This is a genomic window from Streptococcus pneumoniae (genome assembly GCA_040719455.1).
Taxonomy (GTDB): Bacteria; Bacillota; Bacilli; order Lactobacillales; family Streptococcaceae; genus Streptococcus; species Streptococcus pneumoniae_G.
Window position 1 is genome coordinate 1,319,587 of sequence record JBFDTN010000001.1, and the last position, 20,094, is coordinate 1,339,680.

The window sequence follows — 20,094 nt, forward strand, 5'->3', positions numbered from 1 at the left end:
CTTCAAGCATTTATGGATAAAAAGAGGACAAAGCAAAGAGCTTACAGATAAAACTCGAATTTATCAAAGCGAATTATCGATGTCCTAATCTTTATTCAATTCTCTATATATCCGAGGAATGCGATCACTCAACAAGCACACCACCTCATAGTTAATCGTTTCTCGATAAGCTGCCACATCTGTTGCTGACACTTCCTGAGTGCCACTTACACCAATCAAGACCACCTTGGTCCCCAGTGGATAGGGATGAGACAGCGCAATAGTCGTCTGATCCATGGACACTCGCCCAACAATCGGATACTTCTCCCCCTCAACCAAGACCTCAAATCCTTGCATATCACGCGTCCACCCATCCGCATAGCCAATCGGCAAAGTCGCAATCCACTCCTCCTCAAGCGCTTCATAGGTTGCACCGTAACCAATATGAGAACCTTTTTCCACCTTTTTGAGATGTACGATTTCTGTCTCTAATTGCAAAGCCGGACGAAGCGTGTAAGGTAAGTTCAAAGTCGTCCCACTCGGATTTAACCCATAGAGCACCACTCCCAGACGTACGGCATTAAAAATCGTCTCTCTATGCCAGAGACTTGTCGCAGAATTGCTGGCATGCACCATAGCAGGGCAATCTGTCATTTGTGCTAAGATGTCCTTAAATGTGGTTAATTGCTCATTAAAGTAATCATCATTTGCTTCATCAGCAGTCGCAAAATGGGTAAAAATCCCTTCTACAAGGCTACCAGCTGCTTTTAAGTCTGCAATGGCTTGGTTGATTGCTCTAGCCTGTCTAAAGCCGATTCGCCCCATACCAGAGTCCACCTTCATATGCACTCGCAAGCCAGTCACATCTTGCTGTGATTCCTTGAGCAAATCAAGCCACTCTAAGCTTGCAACGGTGAGAATAATATTCTCTTTCATAGCTAGCGCGACGCTATCCACAGAAGACACCCCTAAGACCAATATATCGCGTGTCAAACCTGCTTCTCGCAATTCTAAAGCTTCATCGATATTGGACACACAAAAGCCATTGACCTGTGGTTCCAGAGCACGAGCGACTGTTACCGCTCCGTGTCCATAAGCATTTGCCTTAACCACCGCCCATTTCTCCACATCTTTCGGGATATGAGCAGCTACTTGTTCGACATTATAAGAAATGGCTGCTACATCAACAACCGCTCTAGTCGGTCTATGTGGACTAACTTTCATTTTCTTCCTCCAAAATCACACTCGCTGTCACCATATTTCCAGCATGGCTAATCGACACCCAAATCCTCCCTTGAAAAGGAGACTTGGTAAAGATAGGTGCACCGTCTTGGTTTTGCAAAATTTCCAAGTCCTGAAATCCTAGCTGGCGAGTCACAAGACCCGTTCCCCAAGCCTTGGAAAAAGCTTCCTTTGCAGCCCAGCGCCCTGCCAAATATTCAAATTTCCTCTTACCTGACAGCCCATCAAATCGCTCTTTTTCATGTGCAGTCAAGACCTTATCTGCAAAGCGTGCATTGCGCTCGTATGCCCTCTGAATGGAGGAAATCTCCTCCACATCAATCCCATGTCCTTTTATCATTGTGTTAAAAAAGAGTGGCACTCGTGGTGATAATTCACCTGAGGACCACCCACTATCCCTTTCAAGAGTTTACAGTAAGGTCAATCGTGATTTCCTAGAAATCATTTGCCCTACTCCTCTAAGATTACTAGATTCATTGTCTTCTAATCCATCAACAAGCTACAAATCAGGCAAATCTATTTGGTCAAACCATACATAGATAGAATATTACTTTTGCCCTAATTTATCTTCTATTTACTCTACTGTTTGATAGATTTCCATGATCAGCTGCTCGGTATTCTCCCAGCCCAAGCAAGGGTCTGTAATGGATTTTCCAAAGACTTCTGGCTGGTCTTGACGACCATCTTCCAAATAAGACTCAATCATAAACCCACGAACCGCTTTCTTGATTTTCGGATTCCAGTCACGATTGATCAAGACTTGACGAATAATCCGCACCTGCTCCAAATATTGCTTGCCTGAATTATCATGATTGGTATCAATGATAATGAAAGGATTTTCAAGCTCCATCTTCTCATAACGCTCAATCGCATCCAAGAGATTTTCGTAGTAGAAGTTTGGCACATTTTTGCCGTATTCATTGGTAGCGCCACGCAAGATAACATGGCTCAATGGATTTCCAGAAGTTTCTACTTCCTGTGCATGGTACAAGAAACTTTGCTTATTTTGTGCTGCATAGACAGCATTAAACATCACACCCATATTTCCAGAGGTAGGATTTTTCATACCGACTGGAGCGTCAATTCCTGACGCTACAAAACGATGCTCTTGATCTTCCACTGAACGGGCCCCAATCGCATGGTAGCTAACCAAATCATCTACCAAGACCAGATTAGACGGATAAAGCATCTCATCAGCTGTCGTTAAACCTGTCTCTGTGATGACACGATAGTGAAGCTGACGAACCGCCAAAATCCCATTGATCAAGCTCGGTGCTTTTGAAGTATCCGGCTGATGCACCAAGCCTTTATAGCCATCACCATTAGTCCGTGGTTTTGCCGTATAGACCCGCATCACCATAAAGATCTTATCTTTTACTTTCTCTTGAAGAGCAGCCAAGCGCTTGGCATACTCCAAAACAGCTTCTTCATTATCAGACGAACAAGGACCAATCACCAAAAGAATACGATCATCTTCTCCGCGGATAATAGCTGCTAACTCCTCATCACGTGCTACTTTTTTTGCAAGAGCTTCATCCGAAAGCCGACTAACGGATTTAATCTCTTCAATATCAATTTGTTGACCTTTTTCAATAAATACCATATTACTTCCCTAGTGTTTCATAGATTTCACGAACAAGCTGCTCTGTATTGTCCCAACCCAAGCAAGGATCTGTGATGGACTTACCAAAGACTTCTGGCTCATCTTGACGACCATCTTCGAGGTAGGATTCAATCATAAAACCTCGAACATAACGATTGATTTTTTCATTCCAATCACGGTTAATCAAGGTCTGACGCACAATTCGCACTTGTTCAAAATATTGTTTTCCAGAATTATCATGATTGGTATCAATGATAATAAATGGATTTTCAAGACCCATCTTCTCATACTGGGCGATGGTGTCTAGTAAATTATCATAGTAGTAGTTGGGAATATTTTTCCCATATTCATTTAGAGCACCACGCAAAATCGCATGGGCATAAGGATTCCCAGACGTTTCCACTTCGGTATTCCCAAAGAGGAAGCTTTGTTTGTTTTGCGCTGCATAAATGCCATTAAACATAACATTTAGATTACCTGATGTCGGATTTTTCAGTCCTGTCACCAAGTCTGCTCCACTTGCTACAAAGCGGTGTTGCTGATCTTCCACCGAACGAGCTCCTACCGCCATATACGAAATCAAATCATCCACCAAAGGAAGGTTTTCTGGATAGAGCATTTCATCAGCTGTCGTCATACCTGTCTCTGTAATGACACGATAATGGAGTTTACGCACCGCATTGATCCCATTGATCAAACTTGGTGCTGCTGTCGCATTAGGCTGATGAATCAAGCCCTTATAGCCATCACCATTGGTTCGTGGCTTAGCTGTATAGACTCGCATCACCATGAAAATACGGTCCTTGACCGCTTCTTGGAGCGCCGCTAAACGCTTGGCGTACTCCAAAACAGCTTCTTCATTATCAGATGAGCAGGGACCGATGACCAATAAAATACGGTCATCTTCCCCACGAATAATGGCATTCAATTCGGCATCTCGTTCTTCTTTTCGCTGCAGTAAAGCACCTTCTAACTTATAGTTGCTTCGTACTTCTTCTACATTGATCGGCTGACTTAAGGCTTTAAATGTCATACTCTCTCCTGTTTTTTATAGATTAGTTTCTCCGTCCGTGGCAATTTTTGAATTTCTTGCCAGAGCCGCATGGGCACAATTCATTACGACGGAGGTTTTCAATTTTCACATTTTCTGGCATCACAGCATTTTGCGCTGCAATATTTCGAGTGGCAGTGGTACTGATTTGGTGCTCTGCACGTGGCCGCTCTTGTTCATGAATTTGTGCTTTCATCATCAAGCGCGTCACATCAAATTCGATAGAGCCAATCATATCGTTAAACATACGGAATCCTTCTGATTGATACTCAACGATTGGATTATTTTGTGCATAACCACGCAAGCCAACAGAACTTCTCAACTGATCAAGCGCATCAATATGATCTGTCCACTTGGCATCAACCACGCGCAAAATCAAGACTTTTTGGAATTCTTTGACCGCATCTTCATCACGGAGTTTGGCAATTTGGCTATCATAGACTTCCAGCGCACGCTCAAATAACTCTTCCTTGATTTGCTTGTCAGACAAGCCTTCCAAATCCTCTTCACTGATAGAATCCTCTGGTAAAAGATTCATCTTGGCAAAGTTGACAATCGCTTCTAGCTTCTCTTCCTTATCCGCATGGCTATTCATATCGACTGTACGGTTGATTGTACGTTTAATCATTCCATGGATTTCAGGAGCGAGGTCACGGTCTGCCGTAATCACATCATAGCGCTCTGCATAGATGATTTCTCGTTGTTCACGCATGACATCATCGTATTGAAGGACTTGTTTACGCGTATCGTAGTTGTTTCCTTCAACTCGTTTTTGAGCTCCTTCGACCTGACGTGTCAACATCTTAGATTTGATCACAGATTCTTCTTCGCTCAAATTCATGCGATCCAAAACAGCCTTAATCCGCTCTGAGCCAAAGCGTTTCATCAAATCATCTTCCAAGGATAGATAGAATTGTGACTCACCTGGATCTCCTTGACGACCAGAACGTCCACGCAACTGGTTATCAATCCGACGGCTTTCATGGCGCTCAGTTCCGATGACACAAAGTCCACCAAGCTCACGCACACCCTCACCCAATTTAATATCTGTTCCACGTCCCGCCATATTGGTCGCAATCGTAACGGCACCACGTTGTCCAGCATTCATAACGATTTGGGCTTCTTTGTAGTGATTTTTCGCATTCAAGACTTCGTGAGGAACGCCAGCTTTCACCAACATCTTAGAAATGTAGTCACTGGTTTCAACCGCAACCGTTCCGACAAGGACTGGTTGACCTGTTTGGTAGCGCTCTTTGACATCTTGCACCACTGCCTTGAACTTAGACTCAATACTTGGATACAAAAGATCTGGATGGTCAATACGAGCAACAGGACGGTTAGTTGGGATTGGAATCACACGGATATTGTAAATTTCACGGAATTCTTCCTCCTCAGTCTTACCAGTCCCTGTCATCCCTGACAATTTCTTATACATACGGAAAAGATTTTGGTAAGTGATAGAAGCAGAAGTCTTAGTCTCGTCCTGAACAGGTACCCCTTCTTTGGCTTCAATCGCTTGGTGAAGTCCGTCTGAATAGCGACGACCTTCCATGGTACGTCCCGTAAATTGATCGACGATAAGGATCTCTTGCTCTTCGCTAACCACATAATCAATGTCAAGCAACATGATGTAGTTGGCACGAAGGGCATTGTCAATAAAGTGAGTCAAGGCTACATTTTCAATATCGTAGAGATTATCAAGCTTGAAGTAGCTTTCTGCCTTATCAATCCCTGAGTCTGAAAGACCAATGGTCTTAGACTGAACGTCAATGATATAGTCATCCTTATCAAGTGATTTCACATAGCTATCTGCCATGTGGTAGAGCTGACTCGTCTCAGATGAAACAGGACCAGATACAATCAAAGGCGTACGCGCTTCGTCAATCAAGATAGAGTCTACCTCATCGACCAAGGCATAGTTAAGCGGACGTTGAACCATATTTTCTGCACGGACAACCATGTTATCCCGCAGATAGTCAAATCCAATCTCTGAGTTGGTAGAGTAAGTAATATCACAAGCATAGGCTTCTTTTTTCTCCATTGGAGATTTGGCTGCAAGGTTAATCCCTACGGATAGACCAAGCCAAGAGTACAACTCACCCATTTCAGTCGCATCACGTTCAGACAGGTACTCATTGACTGTAACAACGTGCACGCCTTTTCCAGAAATCGCATTGAGATAAACCGGCATGGTCGCAGTCAAGGTCTTTCCTTCCCCAGTACGCATCTCTGGCACATCTCCATGGTGAAGAACAATCCCTCCCATGATCTGCACAGGATATGGGAACAAGCCAAGCACCCGTTTTGCTCCTTCACGGACAACCGCAAAAGCTTCATAAAGCAAATCATCTAAAGATTCACCATTGCGATGACGTTCTTTGAATTCCTCTGTTTTTGCTTTTAAAGCCTCGTCTGACAAAGCAGCCATTTCATCTTCATAGCTGATGACTTTCTTGGCCATTTTTTCTAATTTTCGTAATTCGCCTTTATCATTTTCAATGATTGTTTTTAAAATATTTGCCATTTTTTTCCTTACTTATTCGTCTTTTGCTCTCAAATCATCCTTCGTTACCTATCAGATTTTTTGAGAGTTATATTTTTAAAATGTTCTTTTCATTATAGCATGTTTTCCTATATCTTTCAAGAATGAGAATAGGTTTTTAAACCGATGACAGCTATCTCCATCATCGGTTTTTCTCCTATTTTATTCGTATTTTTAAGGGTGACTTGCAATGATTTCTAAATCTTCTCCCTTAAACTGCCAACTGCGAACATCATTTGGCAAGATAAAATGATCACCTTTTCTAATTTCATAAGAAGTCTGGTCAATCACAATTTCCCCTTGACCAGCCAAGACACTAACTAGATAGTAGTCAGCTGTTTGCTTCATCTCAACTTCTCCGGTTAATTCCCACTTGTAAACGGTAAAAAAGCTATTTGCTACAAGCACAGTTGAGCGCAAATCATCCACACATAGAGTCACCGGACGACTATTTGCAGGTTCACCAATAGTGGTCACATCAATGGATTTCTCCAAATGCAATTCCCTGAGATTACCCGCATCGTCCTTTCTGTCAAAATCATAGACACGATAAGTCGTATCGCTCGATTGCTGGGTCTCCAAAATCATGATCCCCTTACCAATAGCGTGCATAGTCCCGCTCGGTACATAAAAGAAATCCCCTGCCTTAACAGGAACCTTTTGCAACAAATTATCCCAGTCTTTTTGTTCAATCTTTTCTCTGAGCTCTTCTTTTGATGTGGCTTTGTGCCCATAGATAATCTCAGAGCCTTCATCGGCAGCTATCACATACCAACATTCGGTCTTGCCAAGCTCACCCTCATGCTCAAGCCCGTAGTCATCATCTGGATGAACCTGCACACTCAGCCAATCATTGGCATCCAAAATCTTGGTCAACAGCGGAAAAACTGCTTCCTTACGATTTCCAAATAGTTCACGGTGCTCTCGGTACAAATCATCTAATTGAAAACCAGCGTAGACTCCGTTTTTAACGGTGGAAACACCATTTGGATGGGCGGATATCGCCCAATATTCTCCTACCTGCTCACTCGCAGTCTCATAGCCAAACTCATCACGAAGTTTCACTCCACCCCAGATTTTTTCTTGCATGACGGATTGTAAAAATAACGGTTCTGCCATTATACTCCTCTTTTCTATATTCTTTCTCTATCATAGCAAAATTCTCTCAGAAAATCAGTTTTAAACCCTGTCTTCTTATACCAGCTATCTCAAACAGGTTTTATCAAAAATAAGAAAAATTTCTCACTATTTTAGTGAAAAATTTGGCATTTTTACTTGAAAAACAGATGTATAATGTAAGCGTAAACAAAGAGAGCTTGAGAGGTCATTCTCATAAGATATAGTCGTTTAGTCTATAAACAGTATTTTAGACTTTCATAGATAGACTTGCCAGCTCTAAGTAGCTCCCGAACCTTATGTTTGAGATTCGCCCAATAGTGTTCAATTGGATTGAGTTCGGGCGAATAAGGAGGTAATGGAAAAAAATAATGTCCTTTGTCTATGGCGAGTTTATCTAACCTGGCTTTGGGGTGAAAGCTAGCATTGTCCATCACAATCAGATGGGGCTCTGACAAAGAAGGCAAGAGTTGCTTGTCAAACCACTTAGTAAAAAAGTCACTTGTCATGCTTTCTTTGTAAATCATAGGCGCAACAATATCCTGACCAACCAGCCCTGCAACGACAGATGTACGTTCAAAACGACGACCACTTATCTTGTCATAGACCTTCACGCCTCTAGGTGCTCGACCTCGCTTTCGGTAAAGATAGGTATCAATCCCTGTTTCATCAATATAGACAATAGGGATGGTATCAAAGCAGGATAAAACCTCATGATACCGTCTCACTTCCTCCTTATTTTGTTCGATGTAGGTCGTCGTCTTTTTTTAAAGTGATACCGAGTTGCTTGAGAGCTGCCCAAACAGAGGAGATACGGCAGTTAAAGTGTTCTGCTATTTCCCGCAAAAAAGCATCCGGGTGTTGCTCTACATATGCTTCTAATTGATCTAAGGGAATTTTTCGAGACTTGGCAACTCGTGCTTTCCGCTCTAGGTGTCCTTGTTCTGCAAGCTGTTTTTCCCACACATACAACGTATTGGTACTAATACCAAAAACTGCACATGCTTCTTTTTTGGTGTGACCAGCAGTAACGTAGTCTATTACTCGTTTTCTAAAATTCAATTCGTAAGCCATAAACTTATTATAACACATACTGTTTATAAACTAAAGGAGTATAAAAAGGAGGCGACAAGCTATCTCTCAGTCTCTCTTTACTCGAAATCTATAAAAGGAGAATGTTATGCAATCCAAACATATCAAAGGGCTCATCGCAGCAACCCTATTTTCAACCGCCTTATTAGCAGCTAAACCAACAGAAGCCTGTTCAGCTTTCATCATCGGAAAAGACTTGACTGAAGACGGCTCCTATCTTTTTGGACGTACGGAAGATTATCCTTTCCAAAATGGAAATGCTGACCACAACAAAAATTTCATTGTTCATGAAGCACAAGATTATCAACCAGGGGAATTTCAACATGATGGCGACACAGGATTTACCTATGAACACGCTGCTCACGAATACAAATACACCTCAACACCTGACGCGGAACGGGGAGACCAAGACGCGACTGAGGCAGACAAGGCAAAACTAAGTGCTGAAGAAGGCTTTGCAGAAAGCAATCTCAACGGTACTTATGGCGCTCATGGTTTCAATGAACATGGAGTCTCTATGTCAGCCACTGTCACTGCAAGCCCAGTTGCTGGATATGAAACAGGAAATTTCCAAAAGATTGAAAAAGTTGATCCATTTACCAGCGTCATTCAGCGACAACGCCAAGAAGAGCTAGAGGAAACCGCAAAATCCAGTGTTCAAATAGAAGCTGAAAAAGCTAGCAAAGACGCTAAAAATAAAGCCCTAACAGAAGGCAAAACAGAAAAAGAAGCAAAGAAAGTCGCCAAAGAAGCTGCTCAAGTCATCTACGACGCAGCCATCAAAGAAGCCACAGACGCCCAAAATAAAAAAGATCCAAGCTATCTCGCACCATTAGGTGGGCTGGGTGAATCTAGCATGATTGACTTGGTTCTTCCACGGGTAAAAACAGCTCGTGAAGGGATTGAGTTAATCGCTAAAGTTCTTGAAGAAAAAGGAGCCTATGATGGCAATGTCATCATGATTGGGGACAAAAAAGAGCTCTGGTATATGGAAATTTTGTCTGGTCACCAATATGTCGCCATTAAATATCCAGCCGATAAATACTCTGTTTTCCCAAATACTTGGTCACTTGGTAGCGTTGACTTTAACGACAAGGAAAATGTCATTGCGTCCAAAGATGTAGAAAAAATCGCCAAAGAAGCTGGTTCAGCTACTTATGATAAAGATGGTAACTTCCTTATCGCTCGTTCATACGGTCCAGACAAAGATTCACCAGGCAACCGTTCACGCGCCTATGCAGGAATCAAACTTTTAGACCCTGATTCACCTATCCAGTACAACGATGATTTCTATGATCTCCTTCGTACTCCGACCAATCCCCATAAAAAATTCTCGCTTCAAGACGTCTTTAACCTTCAACGCAATCGTTTTGAACACTTACCAGAATTCAAACCTGACGATGAAGCACCAAAAGACTTGAAATACAACCGCCGTATTGGACACGATGTCTATAAATACGCCCTCGGAAATAAAAATGTCATCAACGCCCATGTCTATCAAATCAATCCAAATCTCCCAACAGAGTTTGGAGGAATTGCTTGGCTAGGATTTGGTCAAACTAGAAACACACCGTACGTTCCATACTACGGAAACATCACAGAAACTCCGAAAGAATTTCATCCACAAAGTACAGAGTATGACACCAATTCTTGGTATTGGACTGTGCAAAACATTGACAAACTAACTTCTGAACATTATGACCTTTTCGGCAATACCATTCAAAAACGCTGGAAAGCTATTGAAGAATTGGAAATCGCTCGTCAAGATAAGATGAATGCATTTTACACAGAAGCTGGACTCAGTCCTGAGCAAGCCAGCAGAATGGTGACAGCTGATTTTCTTCGTTTAGCAGAAACTATGTTTAAGGAAATGAAAACTGTCGAAAAGAAACTCCAAGCTGCTATTGACGGTGATAAGGAAGCACTCGCTTGGCTCCAAAGCTTAGACAATCTGCCAGTCTTACCAGAACCTCATCTCTACAAACTCGAGTCAACAGGTAGCCAACCTGTGTCCTACAATCCACCGAGCGCACCACTCTCTCACTTTATCCAACGTGGTCAAACTCAAAAAACTCATGTTCAAGCATTGGGAAGCAAAGCAACGAACAAACAAGATACCAAACCACTTTCAAAAGACGAAGCACCTGCTGTATCAGATAGCAGCAAATCTCTACCACAAACAAATGGTCATACATCTAGTATGATTGAAAGCCTCGGTCTCATACTCCTTACTCTCTCTGGATTCTTTATGAAAAAAGGGAAAAAAGAAAACTAAGAATGTAAGAACGTAGCAGACTGCTACGTTCTTATTTTACCCTCATCACTATTACAGAAAAGAAGGAAATCATCATGTCCTCAAAAAAGAAACTTCTTCATCAACTCACACTTAGCTCAACAACTCTCCTGTTAGCGGCTAGTCTAACTGGATGGGTACAAGCTGACGAGACAAGTAATATCACACCTCAAACAGAAACAGAGGTAAAAAATAGTATTATTGAAGATAAAAATCCCAGCGTAGAAAAAACTCCCTCTAGCACCCATACGACAGAGACTCAAAACATTGCCTTAGAAAATGCTAAAATCCTTCTACCTTATGCCGATGAAACAGAACAAACAGTCTACGCAGAAAAAATTTCCGCTGATGACAAGCTGGCAACTACTAAACTCACATCGGCTATCACCATGCAAGATAAAGATATTGTCACCGATGTCTATGGCAAGGAACATTCAGTCAATAAACTCTTGCTCCACTACGAGGATAATTCGATCGAGTACAAAGATCTTGCTTATCAAAAAACCGACGACGACAAACACGCTCACTATCAACTGGATAAATCTCTAAAGTACACACCAAAGCAAGTCATCGCTCCTCTTGACGACATTCTGGATAAACTAGAGCCCCCTTTAAAAGAAGTAACCTACAAATCTACCCAAGTCTATCAAGCTCTTGGAATCACAGAGAACCAAGAAGAAACAATGGATAAACTTTATCTGGAACACTCTTTTGTTGATGTCCAAAAAAATGTGCGTGAATTTATCAAAAAAGTTCTCATCAACGATGATTCTATCCAGCTTAACAATCCAGACGCTATCCATAAAGTAGTTGATTCTATCCTTGAAAATAAAGAGAAGGTCCTACTCAGCCTTGCTTATCTGAATCGCTGGTACGATGTCGCTTATGGAGACATCAAATCCAAAGAGCTTACCATATATCGCCAAGATTTCTTTGGTATGAAAAATCAGCCTTTGGAATTACTGTTAAAAATTGGTAGCGAAGGACATAAAGGGTACGAACCACAAAATAACTATAAATACTATGCACGCTTGCTCGCATCCTTTACAGGCAAGTCAATTCTCCCTGAATTTTTAGAAAGCTATCGTGAGGCCTTTTTGCCAAATATGAGCAACAACGATTGGTTTAAGAGCACATCAAAAGCCTATATTGTGGAAGAACCTTCTCACCATGTCACCGACTCATCTAGCAATCTTTACGATCGACTCAAAGACCTATCTCGTCGCGACGAATATAGCACCAAGAAAAATCGACGACGTTTTCGAAATATGCTCCTACCACTGCTAACCATACCAGAGCATAATCTTTATATTATGAATGTTCTTTCTACTATTATATTTGGAACCTACGAACGCTATATTGACCCAGAATTAAAACATTCCAGTCCAACTGAATACTACGAAAAGATAGCAGCATTCGAACAGCAAATCACAGATTCAGCCGAGAAGTTTCGACGTCATTTTGATATGTGGTATCGCATCCTTCCTGATGAATATAAGGAACAAATGAAATTATACGTTCCTGTATGGGATTCCTTAGGGCGTTACCAAAAGAATCCTGAAACCAATCGGTACGAAGGCATTTGGTTCCCAGAATACGGAGAAGATTCCCCTGCTTCTATTCAAAATTTCTTTGGACCAGTTGGAGCTTACAATCCCTATGGCAACATCAAATATGTTGGAGCTTTTGCAGATGCGTTAGAAAAAGAAATTGTCTTTGTCATCACTGGTCTCATCAGTGAACGTGGAATCGGAACGCTTACTCATGAGATGGTGCATATGTATGATTACTACACCTATCTCTTGCGTAATGGCAGACGCCAATTCATGTGGCCAGAAGCCTTTCCAGAAGGGTTCCTTCAAGCACCAGATAATAGTGATGTTCCAATTATTGGTATTAACTCCGTACTAGACCACACGCAAAATACTGACCGGCAGCGGTTCCACAATCTCAATCCTGAGCGGTTCCAAAATGCGGATGATTTGCAAGAATACATGCATGGCATATTTGATGTCGTTTACATGATGGAATATGCTGAAGGAATGGCGGTTCTTGATAAGGATAAGGCAGTTCAAAAGAAGTGGTTCAGTAAGCTTGAAACCATTAACATTCCAAATGCAGATGGATACGATGAGGGGCGCAATGTTAAACGCCCGTTTACTGAGGAAGAATGGCAAACCATGTCTCTCAAGACTATCGATGATTTGGTTGATTACAATGTCATGACCAATCGCAGCTATAATCCTACATACGATAAAACTATCGAATTTGATGATGAACATCCAACTCATCTCCTCCAAAATGGTTATGATATGATTACCCCATTTGGACCTATCTATGCTTCAGCTGAAAGTCCATCATCACCGGGAGATTTATCCTTTAAACGAACAGGACTTGAGCTACTTGCTGGCAAAGGTTTTGAAAAAGGACTGGTTCCTTATGCTTCCAATCAATACAAAGATGAAGCTTGGGCAGATAGCATTCAAGACTGGTCCGTCAGCGATCCCTTTGTCTTTAGGAAACTTCTCCCAGAATATAACGGTTCATTTGCAGCCTTTAAAAAGGCAATGTATCACGAACGTATCGATCAATTAGGAAATCTAAAACCAGTGACTATCCATTATTTAGAGCAAGATATCTCTGTTGATTCCTTTGAAACATTAATGAAGCTCATGAAAGAAGCCGTTAATCACGATATTGAAAAAGAATTAATTGATAATAGTGAAGAGTCCCAAGTAACCAAACTTGAAAAAGCGTTGCTAGACGCCTATCTCAAATCGACGGACGATTTTAGAACTTCTATTTTTAAAGAAAAAGAAAGCAAACCTACTTCACCAGAAATCCCTAACAAATCTGATCAACCAACCATAACTACTGAAAGCAAGGTCATCGGACTTGTCCATGAACCAACACAAATCAAAATATTGAGCACAACAGCCGCACTTAATGGTGCTGTGGACTTAAAGGTACAAACACTACTAACTTCAGTAAGTGAATTATCTGGTCACGACTATGACTTGTACGATATTGCTCTCTTCAATGAAAAGGGCGAACCAGTCCAACTCAATGGTGAAATCACAGTGGTCATTCCAAGCAAAGGAGCTGTCAAACAAGTCTATTCTGTCCTAAATGATATGGTAGAAGCATTGCCATTTGTTCAAAGTAAAGACCAAAAAGAAGTCATGTTTCACATCAACCACTTCAGCCAGTATGCTCTCGTATATGCTACAACGGCGACCCCAATCATTCCTAAATCTCCTACTTCTTCATCAGCAGAATCTGATAAGAACCACTTGATAATCAGCACTGTAAAAACAACGGCAAACAATCAAAAAATTGCAAAAGCAAGCTTCAAAGCAGATAAAACACTGCCTAAAACAAATAGCCAAGGGTCACTTCTTGGCTTAACAGGACTGCTATTAGCTACAATGGGAGCTACAATCGTTATACGAAAAAAACAATAAGATTTTTCCTAAACTCCATTACCAGAAAAAGTTACACTCATTCTGCAACTCCTTTTTCTTTACCGCTGAAATATGTGAACATTTCTTCAAAATAGTGAAATATTTCTCACTTTTCTGAATCAATCTGGCATATAATGAAAGCGTAAACATTTACAGATAAAAAACATAGAAAGGTAGGTTTATTATGAAATCTACACATTTAAAAGCCATCTTTGCTACTGCTCTTTTCTCTGCAGTTATCTTATCAGCTCAGTCTGCGGAAGCCTGCTCTGCCTTTATCATCGGTAAAGACTTGACCGAAGACGGGACTTATCTATTTGGCCGGACCGAAGACTTTCCTTTCCAAGAAGAAAATGCCGAACACAATAAAAACTTTATCGTCCACGAAGCTGCTGATTATAGCAATGGAGAAGTCCTCCACGATGGAGATACAGGATTTACCTATCCTCATGCAGAACATGAGATGAAATACACTGCTGTTCCTGATGCGGAGCGAGACGAGGGTGAAAATCTCAATGGAACATATGGTGCACACGGTTTTAACGAAGCAGGTGTATCCATGTCGGCGACTGTAACCACCACTCCAAACAAATGGCAAACAGGAAATTGGAAGAAAATCGCCAAAGAAGATCCCTTCTTCAAATACGAACCTTTCTTTAAAGAATACTATAAAGAATATGACACTGCCTATCAAGCAGAGCTAGATGCTGGTCAAACTCCTGAAGAAGCCGAGCAAAAGGCAGACCAAGCAGCTTACTACAAAGCCCAAAATATCACCGAAGAAAAACAAGGTGGACTTGGTGAATCTAGTATGATTGACCTTGTTTTACCACGGGCAAGAACAGCTCGTGAAGGAATTGAAACCATTGCCAAAGCCATTGATGAACATGGTGCCTATGACGGCAACACCATCGTCATTGCAGACAAAAAAGAATTGTGGTACATGGAAATTCTATCTGGTCATGAATACGTTGCTATCAAGTATCCTGCTGATAAATTTTCTGTATTCCCAAATACCTACTTTCTAGGCAGTGTTGATTTTTCAGACAAGGAAAATGTGATTGCTTCTAAAAATGTCGAAGCCCTTGCTAAGCGAGTAGGTTCTGCTACTTATGATAAGGATGGAAATTTCCTCATTGCTCGCTCTTATAGTACCAATGATTATGCTGAAGCCAATCGCTCTCGAGTCTACGCAGGTATCAAACTCCTAGACCCCAAAGCCAATATCAGCTATGATGACCCTTACTACGATTTCCTACGTTCTCCAACAGACCCTAGCCGGAAATACAGTATTCGCGACGCCTTTGAGATTCAACGCAATCGCTTTGAACATTTACCAGAATATAAGCCTGATGATCAAATGCCTGAGACAGAGTCAAAAACATGGGTAAACAATGATGTCGAATATAGCCATCCTGTATATAAGTATGCTTTGGGAAATAAAAATGTGATTGATCCTCATATCTACCAAGTCAATCCAGATCTGCCAGAAGGCTTCGGTGGTGTTGCCTGGATGGCACTCGGTCAATCTCGTAATACCCCTTACATCCCTTATTATGGAAATATCACTAAAACACCAAAAGAATTCCACTCTCAAACCACTACATACGATGGCAATTCTTGGTACTGGACTGCTCAGAATATTGATAAATTAGTATCTGAACACTATGATTTATTTGGCAATACCATTCAAGAACGTTGGAAAGCTCTTGAAAATGCAGAAATCAAACGACAAAACCTGCAAAATTCCTTCTACAAAACAGCGGGTATTACTTCCCAAGAAGCAAGCGAAAATGTTACCAAGGATTTTCTTGCCCTAGCAGAAGTTGTTTTTAAAGAAATGAAAGTGGTCGAAGACAAAATTCAACTAGCCATCAAGGGAGATAAAAAAGCCCTCGCCTATCTCAAAGATTTCTCGACACTACCAACATTACCAGAATTACATCTTGATAAACGTTATCAAGTCGATCCTGATCCAACCAGCATCGAAAAACCTCAACTAGATTTAAGCCAGCTGTCCTCTCATACATCTCAAGTAAGACCAATTCATCAGCAGCAAACGTATCTAGCTAAACCCGTGATTTCTCCGGTTGCACATCCACTCAAAACTCAAAAGGCTCAGGCTATGCCAGAGACCACTACTAACATTAAAGAGAACACTAGCCCATCTTTACCAAAAACAGGAGATAAAGCATCTAGCATTCTCGCTAGTCTTGGTCTTTCTCTTCTCACTCTTTCTAGTTTCTTTGGCAAAAAGCACCGTGAAAAACACTAATTTGGTACAGTTTCAACCCTAGGATAAACAAATCACACTATTTCCATCAAAAACAAGAGGTTGAGAACTATCGTTCTAACCTCTTTGTAAATATAGTGAATTTTCAAAGGACAATTATAATGAATAAAAAGTATATCTTCACTTCCCTTCTAATCGCTCCCTTTCTTCTAGCAACAACTACATTTGCCGATGAAGAAGTTTCAGAAACAGCTATCACCGAAACACGAATCGTTGATACCAATAGCACAGAAACTTCTGAAACAAGTACCACGCAAAGTTCCGAAGCTAAAGAAACTACTGCGTCAGCAGAGACAACAGCACCTCTTCCAGAGACCGCCACTCTAGCTACACAACAAGATTTAGCTGCAGTAACTAATACACCTATTACAACTGAAAATGCGGCGCAAACGGTTACTCACCAAGAAGCTGCTGAAACACTGCTTTCTTGGGCATCTACCTCACCTAAGCAAATCGGCAAAGAAGAGGCCGATCGCCTACATTTTGCGCATAGCTTGGGACTTCTTCAGGAAGATACCGATGTCTCTAGTCCTGTCAATACAGACACACTTCGAGAAATGCAAACCATTGCTCAAAAGCTCCATGATGCTTATCGAGCTGAAAAGAAACAGCCACTCTTTCTAAACGGAAAGGCGCAGCCCATATTCCCATTTTCAACTGGAGCAAAAAGTAAGGGATATGACTATGATAAAAGCCACATCGTGCGGCATGTTGTTTATGTCGAGACAGATTTCGATACCGATGGTGATGGCAAAAGAGATTTGGTCAAGGCTTTGGTACAAGTGCCAAAAGCAGCCGTCAACGGAGATTTCAAAGCCTCCACCATCTTTGAAGCTCTTCCATATGTTACTGGAACGACCGGCGCTGCTACCTTAGAAGACTTAGGACTTCAAAAAAGCGGAACCTTTAATAACAATCAACTCTCTAGTCAGCCCGAAAAACGAATCCCCATCAAACACGTCAACGCCGAAGAAGCAGCTAGAAATGCTACTTCTTCCCAATGGTACTATCAAAATCCACTCGAAGACAATAAATGGGACTATGAAGACTTAAATTGGTACAATTACTTCCTTGTTCGTGGCTTTGCTGTGGTCTCTAGCGCAGGTCTGGGTTCTTATGATTCTGAAGGTTTTAATACCGTGGGTTCCGAATTGGAAGTAGCTGCTTTCAAGGCAATCTTAGAATGGTTAGACGGTAAACGCGTAGCCTATACCGATAAGACCAGTAATATCGCTGTAACAGCTGATTGGGCAAATGGAAAAGTCGGCATGACAGGTCTATCATGGGGAGGAACTACTAATTTCGCCCTTGCCGCAACAGGTATTAAAAATCTTAAAACCATTGTTCCCCAAGCAGGAATCGCCAGTTGGTATGAATACCTCATGAGTCAAGGTACACCTTATAACGCAGAACCAAATAGCAATCTTTCTTGGTTATCCACCTATGTATCTGGACGCGTCCTAGACACTGAGGATTGGGATTCTATCAAAGAAAACTACGCGGCCTATATCACACAACTGGACAAACAACAAAACACCTACGATTATAATTATAGCCCAGTCTTTAAGGAACGAGATTACACCCTTCAGGCAGAAAATATCAACATACCTGCGCTTATCGTACACGGCTTGAACGATGATATTGTAAAAACCAAAAACTTCGAACTCATGTATCAAGCTTTCAAAAAAGCAGGACAACTAGCAAAACTATATCTCCATCAAGGTAACCATATCGAACCAACCGCTCTCATCTCAACAGATAAAAATGGTAAAAACATGCGTGTGTTCTTCGATCTGCTAAATAGCTGGTTCTCCCACTATCTCTATGATGTCGAAAATGATGTCGAATCTCTGCCCGCCGTGACTGTCCAAAATAACTACGACCCTACCAAATGGACAAGCTATGATAGTTGGGAAACAAAAAACCATTTGTCACTGACCACCGATGCTCCTCAAGATGAGCGCGCAACCATCACCAGTGAATATGTAAATAAAGCAGAAATTGACTGGCGTTACCGAGATGCAGCAGTTAGTTTTCACTCATCACCTGCCAATCTTACCTATATCACAGAAGTACCTGAGACCACCACTATAAAAGGATCCATTCCTGTGAAATTTAGCGCCGCCCTAGCCAAAGGTTCCGGTACAAATTTACCAATCAATGTCCTTCTCGTTGATATTTCAGATGAAGAGTTTGAAGTAACAGGAGAAAATGTAGACTACGAAACCTATGGTTATCGTTATGCTTGGCAAGATAGTTACACAACAGATCCAAAAGGTTTCTGGCAGGGTAGCAATCTAAAAAGTAAAGCACTCAAACAATACGGCACGCTAAAAAGCAATTACAAAGTCATTGCTAACGGCTGGGTAAATCTACGCAATCCAAAATCTGATTTTGACTCTGCAAGCGCAAGCGAGAGTATTGACCCGCAAATCGGTGAGTTCCATGACTATACTGTCTATCTACAACCAACTGTTTATGAAGTCAAACAAGGGCACCGCCTTGCTCTTGTCTTAAACACTTACGACACCAATAGTATCTATATTCCAGATGAATACCAGATCACTTTCAAAACAGATAGTATCAAGGCAAGTATTCCAACTGTACAAGAATCTCGAGTAGCTCAAGCAACATATAGCCCATCTTTAGGAACAGAACCGCATCGATTTGCCGTTCCAAGTCATACTATTCCAAATTTTGATAAACCAACCCTTATTTTAACACATGACGTTGGATCTGAGACACTTATCCTTGAAAAGCCAAGTCTATCCATTGAAGAAGCTATCAGACTGACCCAGCAACTTGAACAAGAAACACATCATGTTGATGTCGGAGAAGGTCTCAAAACACCAGAAAAACCTAATTTCCCATTAGAAAGCTATTTAGAAAGTCTAAAACAAACACATCATGTTAATATCGGAGAAGATCTCAAAACACCAGCAAAGCCTATTTTCCCATTAGAGAGCTATTTAGAAAGTCTAAAACAAACACATCATGTTGATGTCGGAGAAGGTCTCAAAATACCAGCAAAGCCTAATTTCCCATTAGAAAGCTACTTAGAAAGTCTAAAACAAACACATCATGTTGATGTCGGAGAAGGTCTCAAAATACCAGCAAAGCCTAATTTCCCATTAGAAAGCTATTTAGAAAATCTCAAACAAATACCAATAGCAACCTCAGTGACGAAAAATCATCACATCACCAGCCTATCTCAAGAAAGTGTCAATCATGAACAGGCTCCGCTCATGAAAATACGATCCACTCAAATGAAATCTGTAAAATCAGAACTTCCAAAAACAGGAACTCCTACGTCCTTTCTCCACTCTCTCCTAGGAGCACTGGGACTGATTTTGACATTCTCATTTACCAAAAAACATAAAAAATAAAAACTATAAAAAGGATGAGCATTTTATCTCATC

At 41.3% G+C, this 20,094-nt stretch carries 12 protein-coding genes; 4 read left to right on the forward strand and 8 right to left on the reverse strand.

The features are described from left to right. Nucleotides 1-84: 84 nt before the first annotated feature. The 8 genes from alr to AB1I63_06360 all read right to left on the reverse strand — a co-directional run bounded on the left by alr (nt 85) and on the right by AB1I63_06360 (nt 8,607). Entirely contained in the window at nt 85-1,203 is a 1,119-nt protein-coding gene (alr, locus tag AB1I63_06325; GenBank protein ID MEW4354500.1) for an alanine racemase, read from the reverse strand. Beyond that, entirely contained in the window at nt 1,193-1,561 is a 369-nt protein-coding gene (acpS, locus tag AB1I63_06330) for a holo-ACP synthase (protein ID MEW4354501.1), read from the reverse strand. The genes alr and acpS overlap by 11 nt, the downstream gene beginning before the upstream one ends. Nucleotides 1,562-1,795: 234 nt before the next feature. Further along, nucleotides 1,796-2,824, reverse strand: a complete 1,029-nt coding sequence (locus AB1I63_06335) for a 3-deoxy-7-phosphoheptulonate synthase (protein MEW4354502.1) — start codon at nt 2,822-2,824, stop codon at nt 1,796-1,798. A gap of 1 nt (nt 2,825) precedes the next feature. Next, a complete protein-coding gene (locus tag AB1I63_06340) occupies nt 2,826-3,857 on the reverse strand; it encodes a 3-deoxy-7-phosphoheptulonate synthase (GenBank protein ID MEW4354503.1) in 1,032 nt (343 codons plus the stop codon). 22 nt (nt 3,858-3,879) lie between these two features. Then, a complete protein-coding gene (gene secA, locus AB1I63_06345; protein MEW4354504.1) occupies nt 3,880-6,399 on the reverse strand; it encodes a preprotein translocase subunit SecA in 2,520 nt (839 codons plus the stop codon). Nucleotides 6,400-6,591: 192 nt separating this feature from the next. Next, nucleotides 6,592-7,536 (reverse strand): mannose-6-phosphate isomerase, class I, encoded by a 945-nt coding sequence (gene manA / locus AB1I63_06350; GenBank protein MEW4354505.1) that lies wholly within the window; start codon nt 7,534-7,536, stop codon nt 6,592-6,594. A 233-nt stretch (nt 7,537-7,769) separates the two neighbouring features. After that, a complete protein-coding gene (locus AB1I63_06355) occupies nt 7,770-8,261 on the reverse strand; it encodes a transposase (protein MEW4354506.1) in 492 nt (163 codons plus the stop codon). Nucleotides 8,262-8,268: 7 nt separating this feature from the next. Continuing rightward, nucleotides 8,269-8,607, reverse strand: a complete 339-nt coding sequence (locus AB1I63_06360) for an IS630 transposase-related protein (GenBank protein ID MEW4354507.1) — start codon at nt 8,605-8,607, stop codon at nt 8,269-8,271. A gap of 106 nt (nt 8,608-8,713) precedes the next feature. Here AB1I63_06360 and AB1I63_06365 point away from each other — a divergent pair, with 106 nt between their 5' ends. The 4 genes from AB1I63_06365 to AB1I63_06380 all read left to right on the forward strand — a co-directional run bounded on the left by AB1I63_06365 (nt 8,714) and on the right by AB1I63_06380 (nt 20,061). Next, nucleotides 8,714-10,900 (forward strand): C69 family dipeptidase, encoded by a 2,187-nt coding sequence (locus AB1I63_06365; GenBank protein ID MEW4354508.1) that lies wholly within the window; start codon nt 8,714-8,716, stop codon nt 10,898-10,900. Between the two features lie 74 nt (nt 10,901-10,974). Next, nucleotides 10,975-14,382, forward strand: a complete 3,408-nt coding sequence (locus AB1I63_06370) for a ZmpA/ZmpB/ZmpC family metallo-endopeptidase (GenBank protein MEW4354509.1) — start codon at nt 10,975-10,977, stop codon at nt 14,380-14,382. A 184-nt stretch (nt 14,383-14,566) separates the two neighbouring features. After that, nucleotides 14,567-16,657 (forward strand): C69 family dipeptidase, encoded by a 2,091-nt coding sequence (locus tag AB1I63_06375; GenBank protein MEW4354510.1) that lies wholly within the window; start codon nt 14,567-14,569, stop codon nt 16,655-16,657. A 119-nt stretch (nt 16,658-16,776) separates the two neighbouring features. Beyond that, on the forward strand, nt 16,777-20,061 hold the full coding sequence (locus AB1I63_06380; protein MEW4354511.1) for a CocE/NonD family hydrolase: 3,285 nt from the start codon (nt 16,777-16,779) through the stop codon (nt 20,059-20,061). Nucleotides 20,062-20,094: the final 33 nt, after the last annotated feature.